The following is a 10,939-nucleotide window of genomic DNA, read 5'->3' as shown; positions in this document are numbered from 1 at the left end:
ACTTGGAGATCTGCATGGAAAGCATCGAACAGCGCGTCAAGAAGATCGTCGCTGAACAACTTGGCGTCAACGAAGCCGAGATCAAAAACGAATCTTCCTTCCTTGACGACCTCGGTGCCGATTCGCTCGATATGGTCGAGCTCGTGATGGCACTCGAAGACGAATTCGAAACCGAAATTCCGGACGAAGAAGCCGAGAAAATCACGACGGTTCAGCAAGCTGTTGACTATATTTCGTCGCACAGCAAGCAGTAATTTCAACATTCCAGGTGCGGGTTCGGTGTTCCGAAACTCCACCTCGAGGCGGTTTCTAGGGGGTAGCCCCGCTGTTCGACCAAATCTGTTCATGGTTTGGTGGCGTGGCGCGTCTATCCACTTTAAGCCGCTTTTTTATTTTAGGAGTCATCCGTGAAACGACGTGTCGTCATTACCGGTCTTGGTATTGTTTCGCCGGTCGGCAGCGATATTGACAGCGCATGGGACAATATCGTGAATGGGCGTTCGGGCATTGGGCGCATATCGCGCTTCGATCCGGCGGCGTTTAACGCCCAGATAGCGGGTGAGGTCAAGGATTTCGATGTCACGCAGTACATGACTTCCAAAGAAGCCAAGCAAATGGATACTTTTATCCATTATGGCGTGGCGGCAGGGGTTCAAGCCTGGCGCGATGCGGGCCTGGAAGTCACCGAGGCCAATGCCGAGCGCATCGGCACCATTATCGGCTCTGGCATAGGCGGGCTACCCCGTATCGAAGAACAGCAAATTGAATACATGGAGCGCGGCGCACGCCGGATATCCCCATTCTTTGTGCCGGCCTCGCTGATTAATCTTATTTCCGGGCAGTTGTCCATCATGCTTGGGCTAAAGGGCCCCAGCTACGCGGTGGTTTCGGCCTGCACCACGGGTCTGCACTCCATAGGCGATGCTGCTCGTCTTATCGAATATGGCGATGCCGACGTTATGGTGGCTGGCGGTGCGGAATCTACCGTATCTCCGCTGGGTATCGGCGGTTTCGCGGCAATGCGCGCTTTGTCTACACGCAACGACGATCCGACGACAGCTTCGCGCCCCTGGGATCGCGATCGCGACGGTTTTGTCCTGGGTGAGGGCGCTGGTGCCTTGGTTCTCGAAGAATACGAGCACGCACGCAAACGCGGGGCGCGCATATATGGTGAATTCGCTGGCTATGGCATGAGTTCCGACGCCTACCACATCACTTCGCCCGATCGCGACGGTCCCCGGCGCGGTGTCAACAATGCCTTGCGCAATGGCGGCATCAATCCGGACGAGGTCAATTACGTCAATGCTCACGGCACCTCTACGCCATTGGGCGATAAAAACGAGACCGAAGCGCTCAAGCTGGCTTTTGGCGATCATGCCAAGAAACTGGTGGTTAACTCCACAAAGTCCATGACAGGGCATTTGCTGGGGGCGGCGGGCGGTATAGAAGCTGTCTTCACCACGCTTGCCGTTTATCACCAAATATCCCCACCCACTATCAATATTTTCAATCAAGACCCTGAATGCGATCTCGATTATTGCGCCAATCAAGCGCGTGATATGAAAATTGATGTTGCCTTGTCGAATTCTTTCGGCTTTGGCGGCACCAATGGGTCCATGATAGTGCGGAGGATCTAAGCTGGAATCCCCCTCTGCACTGGTGGTGGGTCGGTGGTCCGTCCGGCGTGCGCGCTGGGCCGGCCTGCTTGGTTTGCTGTTGTGTGTAGGCGGCACAGCCAGCGTGTTGTGTGGGGGGCTGCTGCTGATTGCAGGCCCGCCGTTGACATGGGCGGCATTATCGGTTGCAGTGCTGGCTGCCGGATGGGCTGGCTATCGAATCGTCAATTCTCCCGTGCTTGCGGGTACACTGTCCCTGCGCGATTGTGGTCTTTGGGAGGTCGCGCTACCCGGGACAAAAAAAACTATGCGTCTTATTCATGCCTGGTCTGCCTTCGGCTGGGTTACCCTCCAATTTCGCGATAGCGCGTCAATCGGCAGCAAACAGCCGTTGGAATTGGTTGTCTGGAAGGAAAGCGTCACTCGGCAGGAATGGAGTGAGCTTTTGGCGCATGTTGCAGGGCAAATAGCCTTGCCGGGCCGGATCCTGCAAAAGGAAAGCCTATGAGCGAACGAGACGTGGATGCCGAATTGGTCGCTCGCGTTCAGCGCGGCGACAAACGTGCGTTCGATTTGCTGGTTTTGAAGTATCAGCGCAAGATCATGCGGTTATTGTCGCGCATGGTGCGCGACCCATCTGAAGTCGAAGACGTTGCCCAGGAAGCGTTCATCAAGGCCTATCGTGCCTTGCCGCAATTTCGCGGAGACAGCGCGTTCTACACCTGGCTTTATCGAATTGCCATCAATACCGCCCGTAACTGGCAAGTAGCCAATGGACGCCGTCCGAGCACCCCAAATGCAATTGAAACAGAAGATGGTGAAACTTTTAGTCCAATTGACAACCTAACAGACATTAGCACCCCGGAGTCGGTACTGGCGAGCAGGCAAATCGTTGAAACGGTTAATGCCGCCATACATACGTTGCCCGAGGATTTGCGTACCGCGATTGTTCTGCGAGAAATTGAAGGTATGAGCTACGAAGATATTGCCCTAAGCATGGGATGCCCGATCGGCACAGTTCGTTCGCGTATTTTTCGTGCACGGGAAGCCATAGCGGCACAGTTGCGACCCGTGTTGGGCAGCGATCCCGAGCGTCGCTGGTAAGGAGTTTTGAAAATGCAAGTTGCCAAACAAGCCAGGCATGACCACGAAGAGGCATCGTGGGAAGCTTCCGTATCCACATGGATTGACGGCGAAGGTGATATACGCCCTGAAGACCTGGATAGCCCTTACGGCCGACAGGTATGGGATTCTTATCACCTTATTGGCGATGTCCTGCGCAACCAGGACCTGGCAATCAAGCCTACCGATTTTTTTTACGCACGTCTTTCCAAGGCTATAGACGCGGAGCCGCCTATTGTCGCGCCTCGCAATCTGCATGGCCATTCACCTGTGCGCATAGGCCTATCGAGCCTGGCGATTGCCGCAGCGGTAGCCAGTGTGGTGTGGGTAGCCCTGCCTTATTTTTCGGGCCCCCAGGCAATCGGCACTCCCAACGTACAGGTATTGGCCAGCGCCAATGAAGATCCTGGCTTGCGTGATTACCTGGAAGCCCACCGGGAGGTTTCAGGGTCCAGCGCCGTAAGACAAGTATCTTTTGATGCGGGAGTATCCCGGCAATGATGGTGGTTGGGCATGCAGCGCTTGGTTTGGGATTGGTTCGACGACCATGCCGGGGTGATATTAAAAAGCTGTACGGCATGCTGACATTGGCCACAGCGTGTATGCTGGCCCAGCCTGTTTTGGCGGCCGATGCCGCACAAGGCGCTGCCGTCGATCCAGGGGTCGCACTGCTGCAGAAAGTGCAAGCGGCCGCCCGCGAGCTGGATTACTCCGGCATCTACATTTATCAGCAAGGCGCCACAATGGTGTCTTCGCGTATCGTCCACATGGTCGATGGCACAGGGGAGCGCGAGCGCATTGAAATGCTCGATGGTCCGCCGCGTGAATTCATTCGCCATAACGATATAACGCAATGCCTGGTCCCGGAAAAAAAACTGATCGTCATGGAGCACCGGCGCGGTGATCGTTTTCCTGGTTTGATATTGGGCGACGGAAAAAATATTTCGGCCAATTACATCGTTAGAATCGCCGATTTATCCACGCGCATCGCCGGACGCGAATGCACAATTGTCGACTTGGTGCCTAAAGATGGCCATCGTCACGGCCATAGAATTTGCGCTGACACCAGAACTAATCTTCTGCTTAAGGCTCAAACCGTTGGCAGTGACCAAAGTGTCATCGATCAGATTTCATTTGCCAATATTCAAGTGGGCAACAAAGTGGTATCTGAAGACTTGGCAGCAAGCTGGAATACTCGGGACTGGAAAGTATTCGAAACTCCCATGAGTGCTGTCGATTTGTCAAAAGAGGGCTGGCGTATTCCGTTTCCCGCTGGCTTTCAGGTAATGACCCAGATGTCGCGCTCCATGAAAACCGGCAAGCAGGTCAGCCAGTTGGTGGCATCCGATGGCATAGTCGCTGTTTCTGTATTCATCGAATCCTTCGATGCTGAGCACGATAGTCCCTTGGCTAAAGGTGCCATGCAAAAAGGTGCCATGAATGTTTTTCGTACGCGTATCGGCAATTTCTGGTTGACTGCATTGGGCGAAGTTCCTCCAGAGACGCTGCGTGGTATTGCTGAAAGTACCGAATACGTACCGTCGGCTGGTCAAAAATAATTTTAATTTCAAGCAAGGAGTTTCATGATGCTTTTTACCCATATAGGCGATAGCAAAATCAAACGGATAATGGCGGGTGCCTCGGCGAGCCTGTTGCTGGCGTTTGCGCCATTGGGCGGCGTAGCCAGTGCCCAGACAACTCCTGTGCCGACATTAACCGTGCCCGACTTTACTTCGGTGGTGGATAAGACCGAGGGTTCGGTGGTAAATATCCGCACAACAGAGTCCGTTCCGGTGCGCAACCCTGCCATGGGCCCCAATGGAAATGATCCTTACGACATGTTCCGCTGGTTTTTTGGCCCTGATTTTGCTCCTCCGGGCATGCCGCGGCAGCGCAATGCGCCTGCTCCTTCGGCGCCTCAAGAAAAAGAACGCACTGTGCCTCGCGGTGTCGGGTCGGGTTTCATAATCTCTGCCGATGGTTACATCCTGACTAACAATCATGTGGTCGCCAAGTCGAATGGGATTTTTGTCACCATGACGTCCGGCAAAGAGTACAAGGCCAAGATTATCGGTACGGATGCGCGCACGGACGTGGCGTTGTTGAAAATCGATGCCAAGGACTTGACTCCATTGCCTATTGGCGACTCAACCAAGCTCAAGAAAGGGCAATGGGTGCTGGCTATTGGCTCGCCCTTTGGCCTTGACTCGACTGTCACCTCTGGCATCGTCAGTGCGATCAATCGCGATACCGGTGATTATCTGCCGTTCATCCAGACAGACGTTGCCGTCAATCCGGGTAATTCCGGCGGTCCTCTTATCGATCTCGCGGGGCAGGTGGTAGGCGTCAATTCCCAGATCATTTCGCAAAGCGGTGGCTTCATGGGGATTTCTCTGGCCATTCCTATTGATGAGGTTATGCGTGTTGTCGAGCAGCTTAAAGCGCATGGCAAGGTGACGCGCGGCCGGATCGGCGTGCAGATCGGCCCAGTTTCGGATGAAGTCGGCAAGGCTATCGGTTTGGCCAAGGCCGAAGGCGCCATGGTTAGCAACGTCGAACAGGGTGGCCCTGCCGATGAGGCGGGCGTACGTTCGGGCGACGTCATCATCAAGTTTGATGGCAAAGCGATTACTCACATGACTGACCTCCCGCGTATTGTCGGGGCAACCAAGCCCGGCACACGGGTGCCCATGGAAGTGTGGCGCAAAGGCAAGGCTGTGACGGTGCAGGTAAAAGTAGGTGATATGCCTTCGGCCGAAAACGAGACGGAAAGCGCTGAACCTGAAGCGGCCAAGCCGGCTCCTGTCGATGTGCTGGGGTTGAAAGTCACAGCAGTTCCTGAAGCAGTCCGCAGCAAACAGAAGTTTTCGGGCGGCGTGCAGGTAGCTGAAGTGGAAGAGCCGGCAGCTACAGCCGGTCTGGCCCCGGGCGACATCATCCTGACTGTTAATGACACGGATGTTACCGGTCCAGAGCAGTATGCCAAGCTTGTCGCCGGTCTGAATAAGTCCCGCGCAGCCGCTTTGTTGGTGATGCGTGGCGATCAATCACAGTGGGTAACCGTGACTCCCGGAAAATAATCCGCAGAAACGGCTAAAATGATGCGATAGCAAAAGGGGGGCGCCCTTGGCGCCCCTTTTTCATGTTTCCCTTTAATACCGCTCATGTAGTTTGATGGGCTTCTTTTTTCCGGTTTATGGATCACATCCGCAACTTTTCCATCATTGCTCATATTGACCACGGCAAGTCCACGCTGGCCGATCGCCTGATTCATCGTTGCGGAGGATTAGCTGATCGTGAAATGTCCACGCAGGTTCTCGATTCCATGGATATCGAGCGCGAACGCGGTATTACCATCAAAGCGCAAACGGCGGCGCTTAGCTATAAAGCCAAAGATGGCAAGGTGTATGCCTTCAACCTTATCGACACGCCGGGTCACGTTGACTTCTCATACGAAGTAAGTCGTTCGTTGTCAGCCTGCGAAGGCGCCTTGCTGGTGGTCGACGCCACACAGGGGGTCGAAGCCCAAACCGTGGCCAATTGCTACACCGCTATCGAACTCGGGGTTGAAGTCGTTCCCGTCCTGAATAAAATGGATTTGCCGTCGGCTGATCCCGAAGGTGCACGCCAGGAAGTCGAAGATGTCATCGGTATTGACGCCACTGATGCAATTCTATGCAGCGCCAAGACAGGCATGGGCATTGACGACATTCTGGAAACTATCGTAGCCAAGATTCCACCGCCTGTCGGCGACCCCGCCAAGCCCTTGCAGGCCTTGATCATCGACTCGTGGTTTGATAACTACGTGGGTGTCGTCATGCTGGTGCGTATCGTCAATGGCGTGCTCAAGCCCAAAGACAAGCTGCTTCTGATGGCGGCGGGCAAAACGCATCTATGCGAGCACATCGGCGTGTTCACGCCTAAATCCGAGCCCCGCAAAGAACTGTCCGCTGGCGAAGTGGGCTTTGTTATTGCCGGTATCAAAGAGCTCGAACATGCCAAGGTGGGCGATACCATTACATTGGCTGGAAAACCTGCCACATCGGCTTTGCCGGGTTTCAAAGAGGTCAAGCCGCAGGTTTTTGCTGGTTTGTATCCTGTGGAAAGCAGCGAATACGACCAATTGCGTGATTCTCTTGAAAAGCTCAAGCTTAACGACTCATCGCTGATGTACGAGCCTGAAGTATCGCAGGCACTGGGTTTTGGTTTTCGCTGCGGCTTCCTCGGGCTGTTGCACATGGAAATCGTGCAAGAGCGTCTCGAGCGTGAGTTCGACATGGATATCATCACCACGGCGCCGACCGTGGTGTACGAGGTCGAGATTCGCGATGGCTCGATGCTGATGGTTGAAAGCCCCTCGCGCATGCCTGAAATTTCGCATATCAACGAGATCCGCGAACCCATCGTCACGGTCACCCTGTTCATGCCCCAGGAATACGTGGGGCCGGTCATGTCCCTGTGTATGCTCAAGCGCGGCGTGCAGCTTAATATGACCTACCACGGACGCCAGGTTCACCTGATGTACGAAATGCCGTTGGCCGAGATCGTGCTCGACTTCTTCGATAAGCTCAAGTCGGTGTCGCGCGGTTATGCATCCATGGACTACGAGTTCAAGGAATATCGGCCGGCCGACGTGGTGCGCGTCGATCTATTGATCAATGGCGATCGCGTCGATGCCTTGTCCATGATGATCCATCGTTCCAACGCCAAGTATCGCGGGCGGGAAGTGGTCTCCAAAATGCGCTCACTTATCCCGCGCCAGATGTTCGACATTGCCATACAGGCTGCTATTGGCGCCGAAGTCATTGCGCGTGAAAACGTCAAGGCGCTACGCAAGAACGTCTTGGCCAAGTGTTACGGCGGCGATATTTCCCGTAAGAAGAAATTGCTTGAAAAGCAGAAGGCTGGCAAGAAACGTATGAAACAGGTCGGCAACGTGGAAATCCCCCAAGAAGCCTTCCTGGCCATCTTGCAGGTCGAAGATAAATAACTTACAAGGTGTGTCTGGTATGAGTTGGGATTTTGCGCTGATCTTGTTTTTGTTGCTGGTCGTGACCGGATTTGTCTGGTGCCTGGATTTTTTCCTTCTGCGTGCTCGCCGCCGGGCGGGCGCGGTGGCCGCCATGGCAGCGACATCGCAGTCTGTCGCCGGTCTGGAACAATCAGAGGCCGCGCGCATTCGGCAAGAGGCCTACGATAAGGCCAACCGCCCACCTTGGTGGATTGAATACTGTGTCAGCTTCTTTCCCGTCATCCTGTTCGTGTTCGCATTGCGGGCGTTTGTGGTCGAACCATTCCGCATTCCATCCGGTTCGATGTTGCCCACGCTGCAGGACGGCGACTTGATCCTGGTGAACAAGTTTCAATACGGGATTCGTTTACCCGTCATCGACAAGAAGATTATTGATGTTGGTACCCCCAGCCGGGGTGATGTGATGGTGTTTCGCTATCCGGTCGATCCCAGCGTAGACTATATTAAACGTGTCGTGGGTTTGCCTGGCGATGTGGTGCAGTACCAGAACAAGGTGCTGTCAATCAACGGACAGGAAGTCTCCCACGTGCGTGAAGGCGACTTTTTCGAACCTGACCGTTCGTCGTATGTGGGCCGTTATTCCGAACAGTTGGGGCCAGTCAAGCATCATATTCTGCTCAATAAGCAGGCTGGGCAAGATTACATGGCGATTTCGAACTACCCATATCGAGATAACTGCGAATATTTAGGCAATGGGGTACGCTGCACTGTGCCGGCGGGCCATTACTTCATGATGGGCGATAACCGCGACAACAGCCTGGATAGCCGTTACTGGGGGTTTGTTCCCGATCAGTACATCGTCGGCCGCGCTTTCTTTATCTGGATGAACTTCAGTGAGCCAAGCCGCATTGGGCGTTTTCACTAATGGCCAATGTCGCATCCCTGGAGCAAGCTCTGGATTATCGGTTTACCGATGCAACCTTGTTGAGTCAGGCGCTTACGCACCGCAGTCATAGCTCTCATCATAACGAGCGCCTGGAATTCCTGGGCGATTCGGTGCTTAACTTTGTTGTTGCCGCCTTGTTGTTCCAACGGTTTCCACGTATCGACGAAGGCGATTTGTCGCGTCTACGCGCCAATCTTGTCAAACAAGCGTCGCTGGCCGATATCGCTGGCAAGCTGTCGTTATCGCAATACTTGCGCTTGGGCGAGGGCGAACTTAAAAGCGGCGGGTTTCGACGCCCCTCCATTTTGGCGGATGCTTTCGAGGCCGTATTAGGGGCTGTTTTTCTTGATGGTGGTTTCGACGCCGCGCAAAAAGTCATCGCCCGTCAATATGAACCCATTTTGCTTCATGTAGATCCTAAAACCTTGGGTAAAGACCCAAAGACGCTGTTGCAGGAACTCTTGCAGGCGCGTAAGCTGGATTTGCCTGCCTACACTGTTGTCGCCACGCATGGTGCGGCGCATAATCAGTTATTCGAGGTCGAGTGCCAGATCCCCAAGCTAGAGATCAAAGTCAGCGCGCCAGGCGCCAGCCGCCGCGCGGCTGAGCAGTCTGCCGCCGAGCTTGCCATTGCAGCTATCGCCGCTCTGGCGCCCGTTAAAGGTTCGCGCACTGCGCGCGGCCGTAAGTCAACACAGTTGTCATTGCCTGTGGCAGTGTCCCAGGAGAACAAATGACCGATGCTTTTCGTTGTGGCTTTATTGCCATCGTTGGACGCCCAAATGTGGGCAAATCCACGCTGGCCAACGCCCTCATAGGCAGCAAAATTTCCATCGTTTCGCGTAAAGCGCAAACGACCCGCCATCGCATACACGGTGTGCTTACGCGCGACCACGAACAATTTGTATTTGTGGATACGCCAGGATTCCAGACGCGCCACGGCGGAACCATGAACCGCATGATGAATCGCGTGGTCACCCAGGCACTGGCCGATGTCGACGTGGTTGTGCATGTGGTCGAGGCCGGCAAGTGGTCGCCCGGCGACGCGCAATTATTGCCATTGCTGCCCAAGTCAGGTGAGAAGACCATACTTGTCGTCAATAAGGTCGACGAGCTGAAAAGCAAGAACGATATGTTCTCGTATGTCAGCAAGATCATGGCGCTGCATCCTTATTCGGCCGTCGTGCCTGTCAGCGCGTTGCGCGGCGTACAACTCGATAACCTGCTTACCGAAATTTCCCAGCGCCTTCCCGAGGGCGAGCCGATGTTCGAGGCCGATGCGCTTACGGACAGGCCCATGCGCTTTATCGTGGCCGAACTGATACGGGAAAAAATCTTCCGTCTTGTGGGCGACGAATTGCCTTATGGCTGCACGGTCGTAATCGAGGAATGGGAAGAGAACGACCTTGGCGTGCGGGTGGCCGCGTGCATCGTGATTGAACGCGATAGCCAGCGCCCCATCTTGCTGGGCGCCGGCGGCGGGCACATGAAGCGTATTGCTTCCGAGGCGCGTCAAGATATGGTCAAATTACTGGACAAGACAGTGCATCTTGAAGTTTATATCAAGGTGCGCAAGGGCTGGTCCGATCGCGAGAGTGCACTGCGCGAATTGGGATATGAGTAGACGGGCGCTACGCGTTCAGGATGCGGCCGGTTATTTATTGCATTCGGCCGCCTGGCGGGAAACCTCGCTGATCATTCAGGTATTCACACGGTCGCACGGTAATGTCGCGTTGGTGGCCAAAGGGGCCAAGCGGCCCTATTCGGTATTGCGCCCCGTATTGTCAGCCTTTCAGCCGCTGGCTTTATCGTGGAGCGGTTCGGGTGAAGTCAAGACATTGACGCGGGCCGAATGCGTTGGCATCAGGCCGCTTCATGGCAGGGCCTTGATGTCGGCCTGGTACCTGAACGAGTTGTTGCTGCGTTTATTGCCACGCGAAGATCCCCATCCAGTGCTCTACGAAGCTTATGACGCCGCGCTGCGGCAACTTGCCGCGGTCTTCCCTGGCAGCCAGCCCAATCCAGGCCAGGAAGGCGTCACAGGGGCTTCTGGGCCGGCAGTGGGTGCCAATGTGGTGCCTCGCTCCGCTGCGAGCGCCTTGAGACGGTTTGAATGGATGCTGCTGAACGAGACAGGCTACGGGTTGGGTGAAGATCCGCCTGATTTCGATGACCTCAAGCTTGAGCCGGAATTGCGGCGTTCTCTACGAGAGAGGCTTAATGAATTATTGGGCCGTCCTTTGTTGACGCGTAAAGTGTTAATGGAATTGCAGCGTTATTAAG

12 protein-coding genes are annotated in these 10,939 nt (G+C 54.8%); all 12 read left to right on the top strand.

Translation table 11 applies throughout. From position 1 onward, the window contains the following. Positions 1 to 14: 14 nt before the first annotated feature. Complete coding sequence (gene acpP, locus ABWO67_RS09775; protein WP_013742768.1) at positions 15 to 254, top strand: acyl carrier protein; 240 nt, start codon at positions 15 to 17, stop codon at positions 252 to 254. A 153-nt stretch (positions 255 to 407) separates the two neighbouring features. Then, positions 408 to 1,637, top strand: a complete 1,230-nt coding sequence (gene fabF / locus ABWO67_RS09770) for a beta-ketoacyl-ACP synthase II (protein ID WP_353151007.1) — start codon at positions 408 to 410, stop codon at positions 1,635 to 1,637. Positions 1,638 to 1,662: 25 nt separating this feature from the next. After that, positions 1,663 to 2,124 (top strand): hypothetical protein, encoded by a 462-nt coding sequence (locus ABWO67_RS09765; RefSeq protein WP_353151004.1) that lies wholly within the window; start codon positions 1,663 to 1,665, stop codon positions 2,122 to 2,124. After that, a complete protein-coding gene (gene rpoE / locus ABWO67_RS09760) occupies positions 2,121 to 2,720 on the top strand; it encodes an RNA polymerase sigma factor RpoE (protein ID WP_132639527.1) in 600 nt (199 codons plus the stop codon). The genes ABWO67_RS09765 and rpoE overlap by 4 nt, the downstream gene beginning before the upstream one ends. A 12-nt stretch (positions 2,721 to 2,732) precedes the next feature. After that, positions 2,733 to 3,239 carry an RseA family anti-sigma factor gene (locus tag ABWO67_RS09755; protein ID WP_353151000.1) on the top strand — a complete coding sequence of 169 codons (507 nt, stop codon included), beginning with the start codon at positions 2,733 to 2,735 and terminating at the stop codon, positions 3,237 to 3,239. Next, positions 3,236 to 4,297, top strand: a complete 1,062-nt coding sequence (locus ABWO67_RS09750; protein WP_353150997.1) for a MucB/RseB C-terminal domain-containing protein — start codon at positions 3,236 to 3,238, stop codon at positions 4,295 to 4,297. Before ABWO67_RS09755 ends, ABWO67_RS09750 begins: the two co-directional genes overlap by 4 nt. Before the next feature lie 27 nt (positions 4,298 to 4,324). Then, the gene (locus ABWO67_RS09745; RefSeq protein WP_353151013.1) at positions 4,325 to 5,818 is read left to right on the top strand and encodes a DegQ family serine endoprotease; all 1,494 of its coding nucleotides are present in this window, start codon (positions 4,325 to 4,327) and stop codon (positions 5,816 to 5,818) included. Positions 5,819 to 5,934: 116 nt separating this feature from the next. Further along, the gene (lepA, locus tag ABWO67_RS09740; RefSeq protein ID WP_353150994.1) at positions 5,935 to 7,728 is read left to right on the top strand and encodes a translation elongation factor 4; all 1,794 of its coding nucleotides are present in this window, start codon (positions 5,935 to 5,937) and stop codon (positions 7,726 to 7,728) included. Positions 7,729 to 7,747: 19 nt separating this feature from the next. Beyond that, positions 7,748 to 8,635 (top strand): signal peptidase I, encoded by an 888-nt coding sequence (gene lepB, locus ABWO67_RS09735; RefSeq protein ID WP_353150991.1) that lies wholly within the window; start codon positions 7,748 to 7,750, stop codon positions 8,633 to 8,635. After that, complete coding sequence (gene rnc, locus ABWO67_RS09730) at positions 8,635 to 9,393, top strand: ribonuclease III (protein ID WP_353150988.1); 759 nt, start codon at positions 8,635 to 8,637, stop codon at positions 9,391 to 9,393. Before lepB ends, rnc begins: the two co-directional genes overlap by 1 nt. Then, a complete protein-coding gene (era, locus tag ABWO67_RS09725) occupies positions 9,390 to 10,280 on the top strand; it encodes a GTPase Era (RefSeq protein ID WP_353150985.1) in 891 nt (296 codons plus the stop codon). The genes rnc and era overlap by 4 nt, the downstream gene beginning before the upstream one ends. After that, on the top strand, positions 10,273 to 10,938 hold the full coding sequence (gene recO, locus ABWO67_RS09720; RefSeq protein WP_353150982.1) for a DNA repair protein RecO: 666 nt from the start codon (positions 10,273 to 10,275) through the stop codon (positions 10,936 to 10,938). The genes era and recO overlap by 8 nt, the downstream gene beginning before the upstream one ends. The last annotated feature ends 1 nt before the right edge of the window (position 10,939 follow it).

This window comes from Pollutimonas bauzanensis, from assembly GCF_040393045.1.
GTDB classification, from domain to species: Bacteria; Pseudomonadota; Gammaproteobacteria; order Burkholderiales; family Burkholderiaceae_B; genus Pollutimonas; species Pollutimonas bauzanensis_A.
The sequence above is the reverse complement of the archived record's forward strand: the minus strand, read 5'-3'. Positions and strand labels throughout refer to the sequence as shown.

Excerpts from the sequence above, each read along its gene's own strand:
- acpP (WP_013742768.1), top strand. The coding sequence starts at position 15 with ATGGAAAGCATCGAACAGCGCGTCAAGAAGATCGTCGCTGAACAACTT.
- rpoE (WP_132639527.1), top strand. The coding sequence starts at position 2,121 with ATGAGCGAACGAGACGTGGATGCCGAATTGGTCGCTCGCGTTCAGCGC.
- ABWO67_RS09755 (WP_353151000.1), top strand. The coding sequence starts at position 2,733 with ATGCAAGTTGCCAAACAAGCCAGGCATGACCACGAAGAGGCATCGTGG.
- ABWO67_RS09750 (WP_353150997.1), top strand. The coding sequence starts at position 3,236 with ATGATGGTGGTTGGGCATGCAGCGCTTGGTTTGGGATTGGTTCGACGA.
- ABWO67_RS09745 (WP_353151013.1), top strand. The coding sequence starts at position 4,325 with ATGCTTTTTACCCATATAGGCGATAGCAAAATCAAACGGATAATGGCG.
- lepA (WP_353150994.1), top strand. The coding sequence starts at position 5,935 with ATGGATCACATCCGCAACTTTTCCATCATTGCTCATATTGACCACGGC.
- lepB (WP_353150991.1), top strand. The coding sequence starts at position 7,748 with ATGAGTTGGGATTTTGCGCTGATCTTGTTTTTGTTGCTGGTCGTGACC.
- rnc (WP_353150988.1), top strand. The coding sequence starts at position 8,635 with ATGGCCAATGTCGCATCCCTGGAGCAAGCTCTGGATTATCGGTTTACC.
- era (WP_353150985.1), top strand. The coding sequence starts at position 9,390 with ATGACCGATGCTTTTCGTTGTGGCTTTATTGCCATCGTTGGACGCCCA.
- recO (WP_353150982.1), top strand. The coding sequence starts at position 10,273 with ATGAGTAGACGGGCGCTACGCGTTCAGGATGCGGCCGGTTATTTATTG.